Below are 19,886 nucleotides of genomic sequence, written 5' to 3' on the forward strand. Positions count from 1 at the left end.
CTGCGCTGAAAACAAATTCGTCGAAATTGCGGCAGGTTCCGTACGAGATGCTTGCAACACTGTGGCGCGGACGGCACAGCGGGGCCATGTCCGCCGTCGCGCTCCTCGCCGATCCGGCCGCCTGGGCGGCGCTCGCCACGCTGGTGGTGATGGAGATCGTGCTCGGTATCGACAATCTGATTTTCATCGCGGTGCTGTCGAACAAGCTGCCCGAAAACACCCGCCAGCGCGCAAGACGCACCGGAATCGGCCTTGCCCTGGCGATGCGGCTGTTGCTGCTCACCGCGATCGCGTGGATCATCGGCCTGCAGGCGACGGTGATCGATCTGGGAATCACCGGTCCTGCCGGCGCGCACGGCGAGCCGTCGTTCGAAACCGCGCTGTCGTGGAAGGACATCATCCTGATCGCGGGCGGTTTGTTCCTGATGTACAAGGCGACTCGCGAAATCCACCACAGCGTCGACACGCCGGCGGTCGAGACCGACTCGGTGGCAGGTGGCGTGCGCAAGGCGGCGGAGCTGACCTTCACTGCCGCGATCCTCCAGATCATCGCGCTCGACATTGTGTTCTCGATCGATTCGATCCTCACCGCGGTCGGCATGACGGAACATGTCGCGATCATGTACGTCGCCGTTGTCATTGCGGTCGGCGTGATGCTGGTCGCCGCGGACCCGCTGGCCAACTTCATCGGCAAGAACCTCAGCGTGGTAATGCTCGCACTTGGCTTCCTGCTGATGGTCGGCATGGTGCTGGTCGCCGAAGGCTTCGGCGCGCATGTGCCGAAGGGCTATATCTACACCGCCATGGGCTTTTCGGGCGCGATCGAAGGGCTCAACATCTGGCAGCGGCGTGCCAAGACCCGCAAGGCGCGCGGCAGCCATTGAGGCGGACCCGCTTCCCGGCTAGGGCGGCACCATGACCGTTCATCTCCATGAAGAAGACCTCCCCGCCGACGTGTTCGCGCCCGGCGTGGATATCGCCGTTGATACCGAGACGATGGGGCTCATCACCCCCCGCGACCGGCTGTGTGTCGTGCAACTGTCAGACGGTGGCCCTGACGAGCATCTCGTCCGCTTTTCACCGGGCAGCGACTATGCTGCGCCCAATCTGCGGGCGGTACTGGCCGATCCGGCGCGGGTGAAGCTGTATCACTTCGGTCGCTTCGATCTGGCCGCGATCCGCCACTATCTCGGCGTGACGGCGGCGCCGGTCTATTGCACGAAGATCGCCTCGCGGCTGATCCGTACTTACACGGATCGTCACGGCCTGAAGGAACTGGTGCGCGAACTGCTCGGTCAGGATATTTCCAAGGCGCAGCAATCGTCCGATTGGGGCGGCCCGGTGCTTTCCGACGCGCAAAAGGATTATGCCGCCTCCGACGTACGCTTCCTCCACGCGCTGCGCGAGGAGCTCGACCGGCGACTCGCGCGCGAAGGGCGGACCGCGCTCGCGCAGGCGTGCTTCGACTTCCTGCCGACGCGCGCCGAGCTCGATCTCGCCGGATGGCCTGAGATCGACATCTTCGCGCATATGTGATCCGTGGCCGGCTTCGTCCTTCCGCCGCGTACGCCGCGCCAAACCTGGGCGGCGCCTGGTAGCAGCCATGACCGCACGGTGGCGCTGCTTCGCATCGTGTTGCCGATCGCGGTCGGGGTGCTGACAGCGTTCCTGGTGCTGATGCCGCTCACCACCGGAGGGGACGTCAGCTTCCTGCTCGACAAGAACAAGGTAGAAGTCGCCAAGGAACGGCTGCGGCTGCAAAGCGCGCTGTATCGCGGCACCGATGGCAAGGGGCAGCCGTTCACGCTCACCGCCGGGTCGGCGGTGCAGAAGAGTTCGGCCGAGCCGGTGGTACGGATCGACAGCCTCGCCGCGCGCCTGCAACTGAGCGACGGCCCGGCCAAGGTGGTCGCACCAAAGGGGCGCTACGACATGGACAGCCAGCGCGTGACGCTGGTCGGCCCGGTCAACGTCGTCTCGGCGGACGGCTACAAACTCGACACGACGGATTCGACCATCGACCTCAAAACGCGGCAGTTGCAGAGCGGCGGCGCCGTGACCGGCAACGTGCCGCAGGGCAGTTTCAGCGCCTCGCATCTTACCGCGGATCTGGAAAATCACATCGTTCGGTTGGACGGCAATGCGCGCTTGCGGATCGTTCCGCGAAAGACGAGATAGCGCGGATGCGTCAGATCCTTCTGCTCCCGCTCGTCGCCTTGCTGGCCGCAGCCCCCGCGTCTGCCCAGCAGAAGCATGATTCGGACGCACCGATCAATTTCGGCGCGGACCATATCGAGTTGCAGGACAAGGCCAATCGCGCGATCCTGACCGGCAACGTGTCGGTCAAGCAGGCGGAGTTGACGCTGAATTCGGCGCGGATGACGGTCGCCTATACCGGCCAGGTGGTAGACGGATCGCCGCAGGTGTCGCGGCTCGACGCCGCCGGAAACGTGGTGGTGACGCGGCCCGACCAGACCGCGCGCAGCCAGTATGCGATCTATGATCTCAACGCGCGCACCATCCTGATGATCGGCGACGTGACGCTGACGCAAGGGAGCAACGTGACGCACAGCCAGCGACTTACGCTCAACCTCGCGCAGGCGCAGCCACATGCGACGCTGAGCGGTGGTCGCGTGACCGGCACCTTCTCGGTGCCGAAGCGCAACTAAGGGGCATTTTCGTAACCGCCTGCCTTTGGCGGCTTCCCTCGAGCGGAGCGATGCGGCATGATCATGCACGAAGCCTGCCAAGTGGCGCATCGTTAACCACGCGGTAACCACTTCATGCGAGCACGGGACGACAGATGAGCGACGCGACCACCCTTGAAGCGGTTCAGCCGATCACCGAACAGCCCGCGATGCGTGGCCTGTCGGTCGTGTCGATCGCCAAATCCTACGACAAACGCCCGGTGCTGACCGACGTGTCGGTCACGGTCGGGCGCGGTGAGGCCATCGGCCTGCTCGGGCCGAATGGTGCTGGCAAGACGACGTGTTTCTACTCGGTGATGGGTCTGGTGAAGCCCGATTCGGGCCGCATCATGCTCGATGGCGAGGATATCACCGGGCTGCCGATGTACCGCCGCGCGATCCTGGGGCTGGGCTATCTGCCGCAGGAAACCTCGATCTTCCGTGGGCTGTCGGTCGAAAAGAATATTATGACCGTGCTCGAACTGAGCGTGCCCGATCCGGCCAAGCGCCGCGAGCGGCTCGACCAGTTGCTGGAAGAGTTCGGCCTCACCCGGCTGCGCGATGCGCCGGCGATGGCGCTGTCGGGCGGCGAGCGCCGTCGTGCGGAGATCGCTCGCGCGCTGGCGGCGGACCCGTCGATCATGCTGCTCGACGAACCATTCGCGGGCATCGATCCGCTGTCGATCGCCGACATCCGCGACCTGATCCGCGAGTTGAAACAGCGCGGCATCGGCGTACTCATCACCGATCACAACGTCCGCGAGACGCTCGAAATCGTTGACCGCGCGTACATCATCTACGACGGCCGCGTGCTGTTCACCGGATCACCCGCCGAACTGGTCGCCGACGCCAACGTGCGCCGGCTGTACCTCGGCGAGGGCTTCTCGCTCTGACGCGATGAGCCTCGCGCCGCGCCTCGATCTGCGCCAGTCGCAATCGCTGGTGATGACGCCGCAGTTGCAGCAGGCGATCCGTCTGCTCGCGCTGTCCAACCTCGAGATCGAAGGCTTCATTGCCGAGGAGATCGAGAAGAATCCACTGCTCGACGCCAGTGCACCCGAGGATGACGGGCCGACGCAGGCGCGCGAGGCAGAGGCGCCGCCGCGCGACGAACCGGCCAGCGCCGACGAACTGGTGATGCAGGGCGGCGGCGATGCCGAATCGCTCGACGTGGATTTCGCGAGCGAGAGCTTCCATCACGACAGCGCGGCTGATTCGATCGGCGGCAGCGGCATGGACGGGTCGCTCGGCCTCAACGGCGCGAGCGGCGGTGCGGGTGGCGAAGATCTGCCCGATCTCGATGGGTTCGCCAGCGCCGACATCAGCCTTGCCGATCATCTGCTCGCGCAGGCCGGCACGGCGGTTAGCGGCCCCGACCTGTTCATCGCCGCGCACCTGATCGACCAGATCGACGAATGCGGATACCTCACCGTGTCGCTGCTGGAGATCGCCAACCGGCTCGGCGTGCCGCTCGCGCGGGTCGAGGCGGTGCTGGCGGTGATCCACACGTTCGAGCCGACCGGCGTCGGCGCGCGCGATCTCGCCGAATGCCTTGCGTTGCAGGCCAAGGAGGCAGACCGCTACGATCCATGCATGGCGCGGCTGATCGACCATCTCGATCTCGTCGCGCGCGGCGAACTTGGGCGGTTGAAGCGGCTGTGCCATGTCGATGACGAAGACCTCGCCGACATGATTCGCGAGTTGCGCGGCTATGATCCCAAGCCCGGCTGCCGCTTCGGTGGCGAGCCGAGCCAAGCGGTGGTGCCCGATCTCTACGTCGCGCGGCGGAAAGATGGCTGGGGCATCGAGATCAACGCGGCGACGCTGCCGCGCGTGCTGGTCAACCGCAGTTACTATGTTGAGCTCAACGCGGCGGGGACTGACCGTGCATCGAAGGCGTGGCTGTCCGACATGCTCGCCAGCGCCAACTGGCTGGTCAAGGCACTCGACCAGCGCCAACGCACCATCATCAAGGTCGCCACCGAGATCGTGAAGCAGCAGGAGGCGTTCTTCCTCCACGGTGTCGCGCATTTGAAACCGATGACGCTGCGCCAGATCGCCGACGCGATCGAGATGCACGAATCCACCGTCAGCCGCGTCACCAGCAACAAATATCTGAGCTGCGCGCGTGGGCTCTACGAGCTGAAATACTTCTTCACCTCGGCGATCCAATCGGCGGACGGTGGCGATGCGGTGTCGGCGCAGGCGGTGAAGGCAGCCCTCAAGGCGCTGATCGCTGGCGAGGGCGACAAGATCTTGTCCGATGACACCCTCGTCGATCTGCTCAATGCCAAGGGCTTCGATATCGCACGTCGCACGGTGGCAAAATACCGCGAGGCGCTTGGGCTGGGGTCATCGGTGCAGCGTCGCCGCGCGCGGGCGCTGGCCGGCGCGGATTAGTCGTCCTCGTCCTCATAGCCGTGCAGCGCGAGCGCCTTGGCGCGAATCTGGTGCGTCGCGCACCAATGCACCAGCGCCTCCTCGCGGCCATGCGTGACCCACACCTCCTGCGGCGCGATCTCCAGCAAGGTGGCGGTGAGTTCGTCCCAATCGGCATGGTCTGACAGGATCAACGGCAGTTCCACCCCGCGCTGCACCGCGCGCTGCCGCACCCGCATCCATCCGCTCGCCATCGCCGTGATTGGATCGGGCAGCCGCCGCGACCAGCGGTCGCCCAGCGCGGAGGGCGGCGCAATGACGATGCGCCCGGCCATGTCCGCCTTGTTCGCCACCAGCGCCGGGCGCAACTCGCCGAGGTTGACGCCGTGCGCGATATAGAGGTCGCACAGCCGTTGCAGCGCGCCGTGCAGGTAGATCGGATCGTCGAACCCGCGTGCGCGCAACTCGGCGATGACGCGCTGCGCCTTGCCGAGCGCATAGGCGCCGACCAGCACGCAACGATCCGGGTTGGCGCGCAGCGCAGCGGTGAGCTTGTCGATCTCGTCGCCGGTTTCGGGGTGGCGGAACACCGGCAGGCCGAACGTCGCCTCGGTGATGAAGACGTCGCATTTGACCGGCTCGAACGGCGCGCAGGTCGGATCGGTGCGGCGCTTGTAATCGCCGGACACGATGATCGTCTCGCCGCGGTAGGTCAGCACGATCTGCGCGGAGCCGAGCACATGCCCGGCGGGGACGAACCGCGCGGTGACGTCGCCGAACGTCACCGTCTCGCCGTAACCGACCGGGTGGCCGGTCTGCTCGCCATAACGTGCATCCATGATCGCCAGCGTCTCCGGCGTGGCCCATACGTCGCCGTGGCCGCCGCGCGCATGATCGGCATGGCCATGCGTGACGAGCGCCCGGTCGACCGGCTGCGACGGGTCCACCCACACGCCGGCGGGTTTGACGAAGATGCCGGTGGGTTGCGGATCGATCCAGTCGCCTAGCTTTGCCATCGTACCTATATGGGTGGGATGCCGCTTGGTTCCCAATCCCTTTGATGCTCCCCGCAGCGATAGGCGACTGGTTCGCGCTGCGTGGCTGGTCGCCGCGCCGCCACCAGCGCGAGATGCTCGATGTCGCGCGGGCAGGGCAGCACGGGCTGCTCGTCGCCACCACCGGCGCGGGCAAGACGCTCGCGGGCTTCCTGCCGACGCTGGTCGAGCTGATCGAGCGTCCGACCGACGGCCTGCACACGCTCTACGTCTCGCCGCTCAAGGCGCTGGCGACCGATGTGCGGCGCAACCTCCTTACGCCGATCGAGGAGATGGGACTCGATATCCGCGTCGAGACGCGCACCGGCGATACCTCGTCCGATCGCAAGGCGCGCCAGCGGGTGCGCCCGCCGCAGATCCTGCTGACCACGCCCGAATCGCTTAGCCTGCTGCTGTCCTACCCGGACAGCTTCACGATGTTCGCGGGCCTGCGCACGATCATCGTCGACGAGGTGCATGCCTTCGCCACCGGCAAGCGCGGCGATCTGCTGTCGCTGTGCATGGCGCGGCTACAGGCGATCTCGCCGGGTCTGCGCCGGGTCGCTTTATCGGCGACGGTGGACGACGTGGACGGGTATCGCGCGTGGGTCGCGCCCGATGGCGACATCGACCAAGTCGCGCTGGTGAAAGGCGAGACGGGCGCCGATCCCAACATCACCATCGTGCTGCCGGAGGGGAAGGTGCCGTGGGCGGGCCACTCGGGCCGTTACGCTGCCGCGCAGGTGATGGCGGAGATTGCCGCGCACCGCACCAGCATCGTGTTCTGCAACACGCGCAGCCTCGCCGAGCTGATCTTTCAGGATCTGTGGAAAGCGAACGCAGACGGCCTGCCGATCGGCGTCCACCACGGATCGCTTAGCCTGGAGGCGCGGCGCAAGGTGGAAGGCGCGATGGCGGACGGGAAGTTGCGCGCGCTGGTCGCCACCTCCAGCCTCGATCTTGGCGTGGATTGGGGTGATGTCGATTGCGTGATCCAGATGGGGGCGCCCAAGGGATCGTCGCGGCTGTTGCAACGCATCGGGCGGTCCAACCACCGGCTTGATGAATCGTCGGAGGCGTTGCTGGTGCCGGGCAACCGCTTCGAATATCTCGAGGCGCGCGCCGCGCTGGACGCGGTCGAGGCGGGCGAACTTGATCCCGACGTGTTCCGCCCCGGCACGCTCGACGTGCTGGCGCAACACGTGATGGCCTGTGCGTGCGCCGCGCCGTTCGCGGAAAGCGTCATGCTGGACGAGGTGCGGTCCGCGTTGCCGTATTCCGCGCTGACCGAGGAAACCTTCGCGCAGGTGCTCGGCTTCATCCGCGATGGCGGGTATGCGCTCAAGGCATACGACAAGTTCAAGCGGCTGACGCAGGGGCCTGACGGGCTGTGGCGGGTGAGCCATCCGCAGTTCGTGACGCAGCACCGCCTCAACGCCGGCATCATCGTCGAGGCGACGATGCTGACGGTGCGCTTCAAGAACGGCCGCAGCTTGGGGAAAGTCGAGGAGGGGTTCGCCGCCACGCTTTCGCCGGGCGACACGTTCTTTTTCGCAGGCCTCAGTCTTGAGGTGATATCGACCAGCATTGAGGATCTGCTGGTCCGCGCCACGTCGAAGCCCGCGCGCATCCCGAGTTACGGCGGCGCGCGGATGCCGATCTCTACCAACCTCGCCGACCGTGTGCGTGGCTTCCTCGCCAATCCGGCGGCGTGGCACCGCTTCCCCGACGATGTGCGCGAATGGCTTGAGGTGCAGGCGGTGCGCTCAGTGCTGCCGCGTCCGGGCCAGTTGCTGGTCGAGACGTTCCCCCGTGAGGGGCGGCATTATATGGTCGCCTATAGTTTCGAGGGCTGGAACGCGCACCAGTCGCTCGGCATGCTCATCACGCGGCGCATGGAGACGCTCGGACTGAAGCCAATGGGCTTCGTCGCCAACGATTATGCGATCGCCTGCCACGCGCTGAAGCCGATCACCAATCCGCAAGCCTTGTTCTCCGCCGACATCCTGGAGGACGAGTTCGTCGAATGGGTCGAAGGGTCAATGCTGCTCAAGCGCGCGTTCCGCGAGGTGGCGGTGATCGGCGGGCTGGTCGAGCGCCAGCATCCGGGCAAGCGCAAGACCGGCAAGCAGGTGACCTTCTCGACCGATCTGATCTACGACGTCCTGCGCAAATACGAGCCCGGCCACCTGCTGCTGCGCGCCGCATGGGACGACGCACGTGCGCGGATGACCGATGTCGGGCGGCTCGGCGGCCTGCTTGACCGCGCGGCGGCGACGATGCTGCACGTCGACCTGCCGCGCGTCTCGCCGCTCGCGGTGCCGGTGCTGACGCTGATCGGCCGCGAGCGGGTGTCGCAAGGCGCCGCCGACGACGATCTGCTGATCGAGGCGGAGGCGCTCGCCGGCGAGGCGATGCGGCTCGATTAGCCGGCGAGGCTTTTCGATGCCTGCTCGAACATGTCCTTTGACAAGCCCGGCGTGGCGACGATGCGTTCCAGCTCGGCCTTCATCAGCGCGGCGCGGGCAGCGTCGAACCGGCGCCAGCGGCCGAGCGGCGGCAGCAGTTTGGCGGCGGTCTGCGGGTTGAGTTTGTCGAGCGCGATCAACTGATCCGCCACGAAGCGGTAGCCTGCGCCCGATGCCGCGTTGAACGCGCGCTGGTTGACGCTGAACGCCCCGACCAGCGAACGCGCGCGGTTGGGATTGGCGAGCGTGAAGGCACGATGCTGCGCCAGTTCCTGCACCCCCGCAAGTGTATCATCACGCTGCGACAACGCTTGCGCCTGGAACCACTTGTCGAGCACCAGCGCATTGTCCGAATAGCGGTTGTAGAAGATGTCGAGCGCCGCCACCCGCTCGGGCGCATCGCTGCTGACCAGCGTGGTGAGTGCGCCCTGCCGGTCGGTCATATTGTCCGCCGCCTCGAACTGCGCGAAGGCGAGCGCGCCGGCATCGGCCGCGCCGCTTGCCGCGATATACCCCAGCGCCACCGTCTTCATCCGCCGCAGCCCCTTGGCTTCGGGCGAGTAGACGTACGCGCCGGTCGCCGCCGCCTGTGCATAAGCGGCGCGCCAGCGCGCCTCCAGCGTGCGGCCGATCTCGCGGCGCAGCGCCTCGCGCGCGCGGAAGATCGCCTCGGGATCGACCACCGCCATCTGATCGCCGACGAAGCTTTCCGACGGGAGCAGCACGACTTCGGCGATCAAGGCCGGGTCGAGCGCGGCATCGTCGAGCGTGCCCGCAATCGCCGCCACTACCGCGTCGGTATCGGCACGCATGCCGGATGCGCTGGCGACCAGCGTATCGAGCATCAACTGCTGCATTGCCTCGTAGCGCGCGAACGGATCGTCGTCGTGCGCGGACAGGAAGGCGAGGTCTGCGGCGGTGCGATCGGTCTCGATCACCACCGGCGCGGAGAAGCCGCGATTGATCGACAGGACGGGCCGTTCGGTAACGGTTTCAAACGCGATCTCGGCGGCGTCGTCCTCGAGCAGGACGAGCCGCTCCTCGCTCAGCGCCCGCGCAGTGCCGGCACCGAACAGCTTGATCTTGAGCGGCAGCACCATCGGCGCCTTGACCGGCTGGCCCGGCGTCGGCGGTACGCGCTGCGACAGCGTGAGGATCGCGCGGCCACCGCCAATATCGTGGCGGAGTTGCGCCTTCACGCGCGGCGTGCCGGCCTGCGAATACCAGCGGCGGAACTGGGTCAGATCGATGCCGCTCGCTTCTTCCAGCGAGGCGACGAAGTCCTCGCAGGTCGCTGCCGTGCCGTCGAACCGGTCGAAATACAGGTCGGTGCCGGCGCGGAAGGCGTGCGCGCCCAGCATGGTGGCGAGCATGCGGATCACCTCCGCGCCCTTGTTGTAGATCGTCGCGGTGTAGAAGTTCGAGATCTCCTGATATTCGTCCGGGCGGATCGGATGCGCGAGCGGGCCGGCATCCTCCGGGAATTGCGCGGCGCGCAGGCCCCGCACATCCTCGATGCGCTTGACCGCCGCCGAGCCCTGATCGGCCGAGAAACCCTGGTCGCGGTAGACGGTGAAGCCTTCCTTCAAGGAAAGCTGGAACCAGTCGCGGCAGGTGATGCGGTTGCCCGACCAATTGTGGAAATATTCGTGCGCAACGACGGCAGCGATCGCGTCGAAATCGTAATCGGTGGCGGTATCCGGGTCGGCGAGGATGTAGCGGCTGTTGAAGATGTTCAGCCCCTTGTTCTCCATCGCGCCGAAGTTGAAATCGTCCACCGCGACGATGTTGAACACATCGAGATCGTACTCGCGGCCATAGACCCGCTCGTCCCACGCCATCGAGGTCTTGAGCGCTTCGAGCGCGTGCGCCGTCTTGGGCACATCGGCGGCGCGCACCCAGATGCCGAGCTGCACGGTACGGCCCGACATGGTGACGAACGTGCCGGCATTGCAGGCGAGATCTCCCGCCACCAGCGCGAACAGATAGCATGGCTTGGGGAAGGGGTCGTTCCATTCCGCCCAATGGGTGCCGCCGTCGCCGTCGCCCTGCGCGATCGGATCGCCATTGGCGAGCAGCACCGGGAAGCGCGCCTTGTCCGCGGTCATGCGCACGCGATAGCGGCTGAGCACGTCGGGCCGGTCGGGAAAATAGGTGATGCGGCGGAAGCCCTCCGCCTCGCACTGCGTGCACAGATTGCCGCCGGATGCGTACAGCCCCATCAACTGCGTGTTGCGGTCGGGCTGGATCTCGACCTCGGTCTCTACGACATGCGCGTCGCCGGAAAGTGGCACCACCAGCGCCTCGCCCTCGAAGCGCCAGTCGTTGATCGCGACGCCGTCGACCTTGACCGACAGCAACGTCTGCCCGGCACCGTCGAGCCGCAGCGGTCCGTCACCGGCGTTCCGCACCACGTCGAGCGTCGCGCGCACCACCGTGCGCTCCGGTGCAAGATCGAAGTCGAGCGCGATGTCGGGCACCTGCCACTCGGGCGGGGTATAGTCCGCGCGGCGGGTGACATGCGGCTGGGCGGTGGCGGTGTGGATATCGAGCATCCCCAAGGATGTAGGCAGCCCCTCCGCGCGGTGCCAGACAAATCGCCGCCTTTGCGCATGTCGGCGGCTGTGGTACCGCGGGTGACATGCGGGACAGCGTTGTGTGCAGAGTATTGGCGGCGGTGGCGCTCGCGTTCGCGGCCCCGGCGGCGGCACGCGTTGTCGAGGTGCAGGCAGCGGCGCCGTCGCCCGCGCAACTCCCCGACGATCAGGCGGCGATGAAGGCGCACGTCATGTTCCTCGCCTCCGACGCGCTGCGCGGGCGCGAGGCGGGGACGCCGGAATATCGCATCGCCGCCGAATATGTCGCCTCGCGCTTCTTCGCGGCGGGCCTGAAGCCGGCGGGCGACAAGGGGGGCTATCTCCAGAGCGTGCCGCTGCTGCGCTATCAACCGGCCGATCACGGTGATCTGGTGCTGACCGCGAAGGGCGGTGCGCCGATGCCGCTGGTGTTCGGGCGCGATTTCGTACCAGGCGCAGTGCCGGGCAAGCCGCAATTCGCACTCGACGCGCCGGTGGTGTTCGTCGGGCAGGGCATCGTCGCGCCCAAATACAAACGCAACGATTATGCCGGTGTCGACGTGCGCGGCAAAATCGTCGCGTTCCTAGGCGAGACGCCGACCAGCTTCCAAAGCGAGGAGCGCGCGCATTTCGCCAGCCCCGCCACGCGCACCACGATCGCGGCCGAACACGGCGCGGTCGGCGCGATCCTGATCGAGCCGGGCAGCGTCAGCGAAGCCGGGTGGGACCGGGCGCGCATGACCTGGGCTTATCCGGACGGCACCGGCCACGTGGCGGGCGTACCGTTAATTGCGACAGTGAGCGGCGCGGGCGCGAGCAAGCTGTTCGCGCAGGCCCGCGCACCGTGGGAGAAGATTGCGCCGCGCGCCGACGATCCCACCGCCATCTTCAAGGCCGAGCAACTGCCGTCCGTCCTGACGGTGGCGCTCAAGACGTCATCCGAACCGCTCGAAAGCGCCAACGTCGCCGGGCTGTTGCCAGGCACCGACCCAACGCTGTCGCGCGAGGTCGTGGTGCTGTCCGCGCATCTCGATCATCTCGGCGTCGGCCCGCCGGTCAACGGCGACTCAATTTATAACGGGGCGGAGGACAACGCGGTCGGCATCGCCGCGTTGATCGAGGCGGCCAAGCGCTTTCGCGCCAGCGACATGCCGACGCGCCGCTCGATCCTGTTCCTCGCCGTCACCGCAGAGGAGGAGGGGCTGATCGGCTCCGACTATTTCGCGCGCCATCCCACCATGCCGGCGGCGAAGATCGTCGCCGACGTCAATTTCGACATGCCGATCCTGTCATACGCTTTTCAGGACATGACCGTGTTCGGCGCGAACCGGTCCTCGCTCGGGCCGATCGTGGCGCAGGCGGTGGCAGCACTGGGCGTGACGATGTCGCTCGACCCGGACCCTGCCGAGGGGTTTTTCGTGCGGTCGGATCATTATCGTTTCGTGCAGCAGGGCATACCCTCGGTGTTCCTGTGGCCGGGGCAGGCGGGGCCGGGCAAGGCGGCGTTCGAGAACTTCCTCAAACACCGCTATCACCAGCCCTCCGACGATCTGTCGCAGCCGATCGATTGGGCGCAAGGGTTGCGCTTCGTCGCGGCGAACTGCGCGATCACCCGTGCGATCGCCGACGCGCCCGACCGGCCGCGCTGGAACAAGGGCGACTTTTTCGGGCTGCTCTATGACGGGCCAGGGGCGAAATAAGCCGGCTGTTCGTCTTTGGGCTCGGTTATACCGGGCAGGTGCTGGCGTCGCGGTTGCGCGGGGCCGGCTGGCACGTCGTGGGCACCGGGCGCGGCGGGACGATTGACTTCGGGGATGATGACGCCGTGCGCCGCGAACTGGCGGCGGCGACGCATGTGCTGTCGTCGGTGCCGCCGGTCGATGGGCTCGACCCGGTGCTGGAGCGGTATGTCGCGGGCGAGTCCGCGCGGTGGCTCGGCTATCTTTCCTCAACCGGCGTCTACGGCGATGCCGGCGGCGCGTGGGTCGACGAAAGCGCGCCCACCGGTACCGGCCGCCGCACCGCACGCGCCGCCGCCGATGCGGCGTGGCTAGCGATCGGCGCGCGCGTGTTTCGCCTGCCCGGCATCTACGGCCCCGGTCGTTCCGCGCTGGATCGGGTGGCAGGAGGCCGCGCGCATCGAACCGGCCTTGCGGAACAAGTGTTCAGCCGCGCGCATGTCGACGATATCGTCACCGGCGTGATCGCCGGGTTCGACGGGCCGCCCGGCGCGTACAACCTTGCCGACGATTTCCCGGCCAGTCAGGACGCGGTGGTCAGCTTCGCCGCGCACCTGCTCGGCCTGCCACCGCCGCCGCTGGTCGCGCTTGCCGATCTGCCGCCGATGGCGCGGGGCTTCTACGCCGAGAACCGCCGCATCGCCGCCGGCAAGGCCAAACGCCTGCTCGGCTGGACGCCGCGCTACCGCGATTACCGCGCCGGCTTGCGTTCGGTCAGCGCGATGATCAGCCCGACAATCACCAGCCCCGCCCCCAGCATTGACAGTGGCGCCCAGCGATAGCCCTCGAACGCAGTCGACAGCGCCATCGCGATGACCGGCACCAGCACGCTCGAATACGCCGCCTTGGCCGGCCCGATCGCGCGGATCACGCCGTAATAGAGCGGAAACGCCAGTGCCGAGGCGACCAGCCCGAGGTACAAGGTGGCGAGCAGATAGGCCGGCGCAGTCGAGAACACCGGCGGCCCGAAGCTCACCCAGGCGAACGCGGCATTGATGACCGCGCCGAGCAACATCGCCGCCGCGATCATCGGCACCATCGGATAGCGCTTCGCCGCCTGCGTCCCCTGCATGACGTTGCCGACCGACGCGGCGAGCGTACCGATCAGCGTCAGGCCGATTCCGGTCAGCGCCTCGCGTGGCCCGTGCGGATCGACCCGCGCTTCATGGACGAACAGTAACGCGATGCCGCCGATCGCGACGCCCGAGCCGAACAGGAGCTGGACGCCGAGCTTGCGCTTGAGGAACAGCCGCCCGAACACGGCATTGGGGAACAGCAGCAGCGCGAACACCACCGCGACGAGCCCAGACGTGACGTGCTGCTCGCCGCGGTAGATAAAGTTGAAGTTCAGGCAGAATTGGAACAGCCCGAGCACCGCCGCAAAGCCCCAGCCGCGCGCATCGAGCGTGATCCGCTCGCCCCGCGCGAGCGTATAGGCCAGCATCGCCAGCCCCGCGACGGTGAAGCGGTAGGTGACCGACCAGCCGAGCGGCACCGCACCCAGTTGCCCGCGTATCACCAGCCAGGTCGAACCCCAGATCAGCGTGACGATCGCGAACGGGATCAGCACGGAAAGGCGAGTGGCCGAGGGCGGAACGACTGTCATAAGCCGCAGTATCGTGGCAGCGCGTCGGGGCAAGCGCGATTTGCTCGCCCGGTTACAAGCTCCGCTTATGGAAGCGCGGCGATCGCCTCGGCAAGCGGGCGGACTTCGGCCAGCGTGTGGTTCCACGACGTCACCAGCCGGATCTCGCCCGGTGCCCAATCGTAGAAGTCGAAGCCCAGCGCGCGCAACGCTGCGGCCTCCGCCGGGGTGACGCGCAGGAACACCTCGTTGGCCTGCGTCGGGTAAATCAGCCGCGCCGCCGCCGCATCGGCGATCAGTCGCGCGGCGGCGTTCGCGGCCGCGCCGTTGGCGATCCACAGATCGTTGTCCAGCAGCGCGACGATCTGCGCGGCAAGGTAGCGCCCCTTCGACAGCAGCAGCCCGGCGCGCTTGCGACGGCGCAGCGTATCGGCGGCGAGGTCGGGCTTGAAGAAGATCAGGACCTCCGCCGTCATCCCGCCGTTCTTGATGAAGCCGAAGCTGAGCGCGTCCACGCCGGCGCGCCATGTCAGGTCGGCGGGCGAGCAGCCGAGCGTCGCCACCGCATTGGCGAAGCGCGCGCCGTCCATGTGGAAACCCAGCCTGCGTTCGCGCGCGAGATCGCCGATCGCGGCGACTTCGGCGGGCGAATAGACCATGCCGTATTCGGTCGCGTTGGTGATCGAGATGGCGTGCGGCTGCACGCGGTGAACGTCGTTGGCGATGATGTCGGTCACCGCGCGGATGCTGTCGGGGGTCAGCTTGGCGCCATCGCCTTCGCCGATCATCAGTTTGGCGCCGTGCGTGTAGAATTCGGGCGCGCCGCATTCGTCGTTCTGGATATGCGCGTCGCGGTGGCACACGACACCGCCGAACGGCGGGCACAGCGCCGCCAGCGCGAGGCAATTCGCGGCGGTACCCGACGGCACCCACAGCGCCTTCACCGGCGTCTCGAACAGGTCGGAGAAACGCCCGTCGAGGCTCTTGCTCAGCGCATCGCCATCATACGCGGTGTCGAGCGCGTTGTTGGCGGCCATCGCGTCGAACACGGCGGGGTGGACCGGGGCGGCATTGTCGGAGAAGAAACGCATGGGTTGTGCATGGCGGATCGGTTACGCGAGCGTCAACCGGCTTTCAGCCTGCGGGCGGGATCAGCCGCTATTGCTCGTAATCGCCACCTTCGTCATCCGGCCGCGCCTCGCGGTCGTAACGGTCACGGTCGTAACGATCGCGGGGGCGATCGCGCGGACGGTCGCGATCATCGCCTTCCGGCCCGCCTAGTGAGATGCTGCCATCGGGGCCGACGTGCAGGTGCAGGCCCATGCCGTCCAGATCGCCGCCCGTCGGCAAGATGGCGTTGCCATCATTGTCGAGCGCATCAGGGTCCACCGCCGCCGGAACCGCATCAGGCGGTGTCGCCGAACCAACGCCGAGCGCCTGCGTCATGAATTCGCGCCAAACCCGCGCCGGCACGCCACCGCCCGATAGGCCGGGATTGGGCGTGTTGTCGTCGTTGCCGACCCACACCCCGACGACGAGATCGTCGGCGAACCCCATGAACAACGCGTCGCGATTGTCCTGCGTCGTGCCGGTCTTGCCATAGGTCTTGATCGACAGCGCGGCGCGGCGGCCGGTGCCGGTTTCCGCCGAGGCGGACAGTAGATCGAGCATTTCGGCGCGCTCGGTGCTGGTCAGCGCGTGTGTCTTGCCCGAGATGGCATCGTACCAGTGATGCTCCTCGGGTTCCGCCTCAAGACCATGCGGGCGGACCGGGTAGGTTTCCGCAGCGATGCCGGCATAGGCGGCGGTCAGCTCCAGCAGCGAGACCGTCGACGTGCCGAGTGCAATCGTCGCTTCGTTCGGGATCGGCGTGGAGATGCCGAGGTCGCGCGCCGCCTTGATGACGTTTGCCACGCCGACCTTCTGGATCAGCCGTGCCGCCGCCACGTTGCTCGATTTGGCGAAGGCGTGGCGCAGCGTGATCTGCCCTTCGTAGCGGCCATCGCTGTTCTTCGGGCTCCAGTCGCCGATCGTGACGGGTTCGTCCTCGATCAGTGTGTCGGGGGTCATGCCGGCGCGCATCGCCGCCAGATACACGAACAGCTTGAACGCGGAACCGGGCTGGCGCCGCGCCTGCGTCGCGCGGTTGAAGGGACTGGCCGCGTAGTTCTTGCCGCCCACCATCGCCACCACGCGCCCGTCCGGCCGCATCGCCACCAGCGCGACCTGCGCGGTCTTGAGGCCGGCGTGTGCGACGGCGCGCTCGGCGAGCCGTTGCAGGCGACGGTCGAGCGTGGTCCGCACGGTCGTCTCGGTAACGATCTCGCCGGCGCGGTCGCGGGCATCCGGCAGCACCCAGTCGGCGAAATAAGTGCCGTTCGGTAGCGGCGTGATCCGGCTGGCGGCAAGCCGCGCCGGCCGGACATCGTCGGCGGTGTCGCGATCGATAAAGCCAGCGTCCGCCATCGCGCGCACCACCAGCTTTTGCCGGTCGCGCGCGCCCTTCAGATTGCCTGTCGGCGCGAGCCGCGACGGCGCCTTGACCAATCCCGCCAGCATCGCCGCCTGGCCGATCGACAGGTCCTTCGGATCGCGGTTGAAATAGTGCTTCGCCGCTGCGCGCAGGCCGTACACGTTGTCACCGAAATAGACAGCGGACAGATAGCGCGACAGGATCTGGTCCTTGCTCAGCCACGCCTCCAGCCAGAAGGCGATCATCACCTCGCGAATTTTCCGCGCGGCGGTGCGATCCGAATCGAGAAATGCGTTCTTGGCGAGCTGTTGCGTAATGGTGCTGCCGCCCTCGCGCACGCCGCCGCCGCGGATGTTGTGGAACATCGCGCGCAGGATGCCGCGCGGGTCGATCCCCCAATGGTTACGAAAGCGTCGGTCCTCGATCGCGATGAAGGCGTTGGTGACATTCTTCGGCAGTTTCGTGGCATCGACCGGCGCGCCGATGATCGCGCCACGCCGCGCGATCGGCGTGTTGTCCTCGGCGAGCAGCGTGACGCTCGGCGGCGTTGGCGGCTGAAGCGACTTCGACAGCGGCGCGGTGATCGCCAGCCACGCCACCGCGAGGATGAACAGTACGATCAGCGTGGCGAACCCACGCATGATCCAGCTGCCCCAGGCGATCCGGCGATGCGGTGGTTCCGGCGCGTCGTCTTGGGGATCGTCCCCCTCGTCGTCGCGGTAGGCGTCGCCGCGCACGCGCGCATCATAGGGGTTGCGCGGATCGTACCGGCGGTCGCGGGCCGGGATGCTGTCGGTCAGCTCGAACGGACGTTCTCCATCGTCGCCCGACCCGAAGGGGAAATGCCGCATGCTCACTCCGCGCGGGCCGATACGCAGCCCGGGCGTGTATTACTGAAATAGGGCACGTCGGGCAAGGTCACGCGGCATTGAAGCATCGCGCGACCTTACCACCGCGCGCACCGCGGCGCGAGCGTTCAGCGCGTCGGCACGGGCTCCGCACCCGTATAGTCGTAGAAGCCGCGCTTGGACTTGCGGCCGAACCAGCCTGCTTCGACATATTTCACCAGTAGCGGCGCCGGCCGGAATTTAGGGTCGCCGGTGCCGGTGTGCAGCACGCGCAGGATCTCCAGGCAGGTGTCCAGCCCGATGAAATCCGCGAGCGTCAGCGGCCCCATCGGCTGGTTGAGGCCCAGCGTGCAGCCCAGATCAATATCGCGCACGCCGGCCACGCCTTCGCCCAGCGCGAAGCACGCCTCGTTAAGCATCGGCATCAGCACGCGGTTAACGATGAAGCCCGGCGCATCGTTGGCGTGCACCACCTGTTTGCCGAGTTTCTGCGCGAACGCCTCGACCGTTTGCACGGTTTCGTCAGACGTCGCGAGGCCACGGATCAACTCGATCAGGCCCATCACAGGCACGGGATTGAAGAAGTGGACGCCGACGAAGCGGCCGGCATCGGGCGCGGCCTGCGCCAGCCGAGTAATCGGTATCGAGGAGGTGTTCGATGCGAGGATCGCCTGTGGCCCGAGCACTTTGCCGATCTCCGCGAAGATCGCGCGCTTGATCTCCTCGCGTTCGGTTGCCGCCTCGATCACCAATGTGCAATCCGCCATTGCGGCAACGCTGTCGACCGGCACGATCAGCGCGAGTGCGGCGTCCCGGGCCTGCGCGGTGATCTTCTCCTTGGTGACGGCACGCTCGAGCTGCTTGGCGATGCTGGATTTCCCCGACTCGGCCCGCTCACGCGACACATCGGCGAGCAATACGCGGTAGCCGGCCTGTGCGGACACCTGCGCAATCCCTGCGCCCATCTGGCCTGCGCCGACCACACCTACTGTTTGCATCGCTCGTTCCTTCGCCTAAAGATTTGTCGCTTCGTGCTTTAGCGGCAATTCACCCGCCCGCCAGCCGCCATGAGGGGAGCCTGTAACCGATGTTTGCTTTCGCGCTTCTGCTTGCGGCGGCGCTTCCTGCCACGGCACCTGCGACCGTCAAGCCCGGCCGGTTCGTCACCTTCGGGGACTGGGCCGTCGCATGCGATAATGCGAAGCGCTGTGCGTTGACCACGCTCGACCCGGTAGACGGCTTGCCGCCAAGCGAGGTGTTCACCGTCATGCGCGAGGCGGGGCCGGATGGCCGGTGGAAGATGTGGCTGACCGCACGTACCGATGAGGACCCGTTCGCGGTTCAGATCGGCGGGGTGCAGATCGGCGGGCCGTTTCGCGCGACGCCCGACGGCGCGACGATCGAAGGCGCCACCGCGCGCGCCATCGCCGCCGCTTTGGCTGCCGCGCGTCGTATCGCGGTGGTCGACGGGACGGGGCGCGATCTTGCACGGATTTCAACCGACGGCCTCGACGAGGCGCTGCGCTATGTCGACGATGTGCAGGGCCGCGCCGGCACCGTAACGGCGGCGAGTGCGCGGGGTCGCAAATCCGCAAGCGCGGTGCCGCCGGCACCTGTGCTACCGATCGTGACGGTCGCACGGCCGACCGGTCATGCGCCCACGCTCACATCGGCCCGTATCAAGGTGTTGCAGCGGCGCGCCAAATGCCCGGTCACGCGCGGCCTCGCCAAGGCGCAGATCCATTCGCTCGACAGGACGCGAAACGTCGCGTTGGTGCCGTGCCGTACCGGCGGCGACAACCCTACCCAAGCGGTGTTCCTGATCGACAGCAAGGGCAAGGCGCGGCCTGCGCTGTTCGATTCGGTGCCGGGCCTCAACTGGTCGCGCATCCCGCGTCTCAGTAACGGCAGCTACGCGAACGGATCGCTCTACAGCTACGTGCGCAAAGCGCATGACGGAGACTGCGGCGTCTCACAGCATTACCTGTGGGACGGCGGCATGTTTCGGTTGATCGAGCAGGCGCAGATGGATGTCTGTCGCGGTAACGAGAGTTTCCTCAACACGTGGCGTGTGCGGTTGCAGTCGAAATAGCGCGC

General features: G+C 67.1%; 16 protein-coding genes. 10 read left to right on the plus strand and 6 right to left on the minus strand.

Annotated elements, in window-relative coordinates:
- Nucleotides 1-86: 86 nt before the first annotated feature.
- The 6 genes from L8F97_RS08595 (at nucleotide 87) to rpoN (ending at nucleotide 5,087) form a co-directional block, all read left to right on the plus strand.
- Nucleotides 87-884, plus strand: coding sequence for a TerC family protein (locus L8F97_RS08595; protein WP_242148531.1), 798 nt, complete (start codon nucleotides 87-89; stop codon nucleotides 882-884).
- 31 nt (nucleotides 885-915) lie between these two features.
- The gene (locus L8F97_RS08600) at nucleotides 916-1,536 is read left to right on the plus strand and encodes a ribonuclease D (protein WP_242148533.1); all 621 of its coding nucleotides are present in this window, start codon (nucleotides 916-918) and stop codon (nucleotides 1,534-1,536) included.
- Between the two features lie 78 nt (nucleotides 1,537-1,614).
- A complete protein-coding gene (lptC, locus tag L8F97_RS08605) occupies nucleotides 1,615-2,178 on the plus strand; it encodes an LPS export ABC transporter periplasmic protein LptC (RefSeq protein ID WP_242148535.1) in 564 nt (187 codons plus the stop codon).
- A 5-nt stretch (nucleotides 2,179-2,183) separates the two neighbouring features.
- Entirely contained in the window at nucleotides 2,184-2,669 is a 486-nt protein-coding gene (locus tag L8F97_RS08610) for an LptA/OstA family protein (protein WP_242148536.1), read from the plus strand.
- A 134-nt stretch (nucleotides 2,670-2,803) separates the two neighbouring features.
- Nucleotides 2,804-3,580 (plus strand): LPS export ABC transporter ATP-binding protein, encoded by a 777-nt coding sequence (gene lptB / locus L8F97_RS08615; RefSeq protein WP_242148538.1) that lies wholly within the window; start codon nucleotides 2,804-2,806, stop codon nucleotides 3,578-3,580.
- Nucleotides 3,581-3,584: 4 nt separating this feature from the next.
- Nucleotides 3,585-5,087: an RNA polymerase factor sigma-54 gene (rpoN, locus tag L8F97_RS08620; protein WP_242148540.1), complete on the plus strand. Its 1,503-nt coding sequence runs from the start codon at nucleotides 3,585-3,587 to the stop codon at nucleotides 5,085-5,087.
- On the opposite strand, the gene L8F97_RS08625 is transcribed toward rpoN, so the two are convergent.
- Nucleotides 5,084-6,082, minus strand: coding sequence for a ligase-associated DNA damage response exonuclease (locus L8F97_RS08625; RefSeq protein WP_242148542.1), 999 nt, complete (start codon nucleotides 6,080-6,082; stop codon nucleotides 5,084-5,086). The two genes, rpoN and L8F97_RS08625, sit on opposite strands and share 4 nt — an antisense overlap.
- A 44-nt stretch (nucleotides 6,083-6,126) precedes the next feature.
- Between L8F97_RS08625 and L8F97_RS08630 the strand changes: the two genes are divergently transcribed.
- Nucleotides 6,127-8,529 (plus strand): ligase-associated DNA damage response DEXH box helicase, encoded by a 2,403-nt coding sequence (locus L8F97_RS08630; RefSeq protein WP_242149069.1) that lies wholly within the window; start codon nucleotides 6,127-6,129, stop codon nucleotides 8,527-8,529.
- On the opposite strand, the gene pepN is transcribed toward L8F97_RS08630, so the two are convergent.
- On the minus strand, nucleotides 8,526-11,123 hold the full coding sequence (gene pepN / locus L8F97_RS08635; RefSeq protein ID WP_242148544.1) for an aminopeptidase N: 2,598 nt from the start codon (nucleotides 11,121-11,123) through the stop codon (nucleotides 8,526-8,528). The genes L8F97_RS08630 and pepN overlap by 4 nt on opposite strands.
- 86 nt (nucleotides 11,124-11,209) lie before the next feature.
- Between pepN and L8F97_RS08640 the strand changes: the two genes are divergently transcribed.
- Both L8F97_RS08640 and L8F97_RS08645 read left to right on the plus strand, forming a co-directional pair.
- The gene (locus tag L8F97_RS08640; protein ID WP_242148546.1) at nucleotides 11,210-12,844 is read left to right on the plus strand and encodes a M28 family peptidase; all 1,635 of its coding nucleotides are present in this window, start codon (nucleotides 11,210-11,212) and stop codon (nucleotides 12,842-12,844) included.
- Complete coding sequence (locus L8F97_RS08645; protein WP_242149071.1) at nucleotides 12,841-13,665, plus strand: NAD(P)-dependent oxidoreductase; 825 nt, start codon at nucleotides 12,841-12,843, stop codon at nucleotides 13,663-13,665. The genes L8F97_RS08640 and L8F97_RS08645 overlap by 4 nt, the downstream gene beginning before the upstream one ends.
- On the opposite strand, the gene L8F97_RS08650 is transcribed toward L8F97_RS08645, so the two are convergent.
- From L8F97_RS08650 to L8F97_RS08665, 4 genes are all read right to left on the minus strand, one after another.
- Nucleotides 13,575-14,489, minus strand: a complete 915-nt coding sequence (locus tag L8F97_RS08650) for a DMT family transporter (RefSeq protein WP_242148548.1) — start codon at nucleotides 14,487-14,489, stop codon at nucleotides 13,575-13,577. The two genes, L8F97_RS08645 and L8F97_RS08650, sit on opposite strands and share 91 nt — an antisense overlap.
- A gap of 65 nt (nucleotides 14,490-14,554) precedes the next feature.
- On the minus strand, nucleotides 14,555-15,559 hold the full coding sequence (locus L8F97_RS08655; protein WP_242148550.1) for a threonine aldolase family protein: 1,005 nt from the start codon (nucleotides 15,557-15,559) through the stop codon (nucleotides 14,555-14,557).
- 67 nt (nucleotides 15,560-15,626) lie between these two features.
- Nucleotides 15,627-17,792, minus strand: coding sequence for a transglycosylase domain-containing protein (locus L8F97_RS08660; RefSeq protein WP_242148553.1), 2,166 nt, complete (start codon nucleotides 17,790-17,792; stop codon nucleotides 15,627-15,629).
- A 125-nt stretch (nucleotides 17,793-17,917) separates the two neighbouring features.
- Nucleotides 17,918-18,787: a 3-hydroxyacyl-CoA dehydrogenase NAD-binding domain-containing protein gene (locus L8F97_RS08665; RefSeq protein WP_242148555.1), complete on the minus strand. Its 870-nt coding sequence runs from the start codon at nucleotides 18,785-18,787 to the stop codon at nucleotides 17,918-17,920.
- 89 nt (nucleotides 18,788-18,876) lie between these two features.
- Here L8F97_RS08665 and L8F97_RS08670 point away from each other — a divergent pair, with 89 nt between their 5' ends.
- On the plus strand, nucleotides 18,877-19,881 hold the full coding sequence (locus L8F97_RS08670) for a DUF1176 domain-containing protein (RefSeq protein WP_242148557.1): 1,005 nt from the start codon (nucleotides 18,877-18,879) through the stop codon (nucleotides 19,879-19,881).
- Nucleotides 19,882-19,886: the final 5 nt, after the last annotated feature.

Source organism: Sphingomonas sp. BAUL-RG-20F-R05-02 (genome assembly GCF_022662305.1).
Classification (GTDB): Bacteria; Pseudomonadota; Alphaproteobacteria; order Sphingomonadales; family Sphingomonadaceae; genus Sphingomonas.

What these genes read in the sequence shown, in the direction of transcription:
- L8F97_RS08595 (WP_242148531.1), top strand. Translation starts at nt 87, where the DNA reads ATGTCCGCCGTCGCGCTCCTCGCCGATCCGGCCGCCTGGGCGGCGCTC.
- L8F97_RS08600 (WP_242148533.1), top strand. Translation starts at nt 916, where the DNA reads ATGACCGTTCATCTCCATGAAGAAGACCTCCCCGCCGACGTGTTCGCG.
- L8F97_RS08610 (WP_242148536.1), top strand. Translation starts at nt 2,184, where the DNA reads ATGCGTCAGATCCTTCTGCTCCCGCTCGTCGCCTTGCTGGCCGCAGCC.
- lptB (WP_242148538.1), top strand. Translation starts at nt 2,804, where the DNA reads ATGAGCGACGCGACCACCCTTGAAGCGGTTCAGCCGATCACCGAACAG.
- rpoN (WP_242148540.1), top strand. Translation starts at nt 3,585, where the DNA reads ATGAGCCTCGCGCCGCGCCTCGATCTGCGCCAGTCGCAATCGCTGGTG.
- L8F97_RS08625 (WP_242148542.1), bottom strand. Translation starts at nt 6,082, where the DNA reads ATGGCAAAGCTAGGCGACTGGATCGATCCGCAACCCACCGGCATCTTC.
- L8F97_RS08630 (WP_242149069.1), top strand. Translation starts at nt 6,127, where the DNA reads ATGCTCCCCGCAGCGATAGGCGACTGGTTCGCGCTGCGTGGCTGGTCG.
- pepN (WP_242148544.1), bottom strand. Translation starts at nt 11,123, where the DNA reads ATGCTCGATATCCACACCGCCACCGCCCAGCCGCATGTCACCCGCCGC.
- L8F97_RS08640 (WP_242148546.1), top strand. Translation starts at nt 11,210, where the DNA reads ATGCGGGACAGCGTTGTGTGCAGAGTATTGGCGGCGGTGGCGCTCGCG.
- L8F97_RS08650 (WP_242148548.1), bottom strand. Translation starts at nt 14,489, where the DNA reads ATGACAGTCGTTCCGCCCTCGGCCACTCGCCTTTCCGTGCTGATCCCG.
- L8F97_RS08655 (WP_242148550.1), bottom strand. Translation starts at nt 15,559, where the DNA reads ATGCGTTTCTTCTCCGACAATGCCGCCCCGGTCCACCCCGCCGTGTTC.
- L8F97_RS08660 (WP_242148553.1), bottom strand. Translation starts at nt 17,792, where the DNA reads ATGCGGCATTTCCCCTTCGGGTCGGGCGACGATGGAGAACGTCCGTTC.
- L8F97_RS08665 (WP_242148555.1), bottom strand. Translation starts at nt 18,787, where the DNA reads ATGCAAACAGTAGGTGTGGTCGGCGCAGGCCAGATGGGCGCAGGGATT.
- L8F97_RS08670 (WP_242148557.1), top strand. Translation starts at nt 18,877, where the DNA reads ATGTTTGCTTTCGCGCTTCTGCTTGCGGCGGCGCTTCCTGCCACGGCA.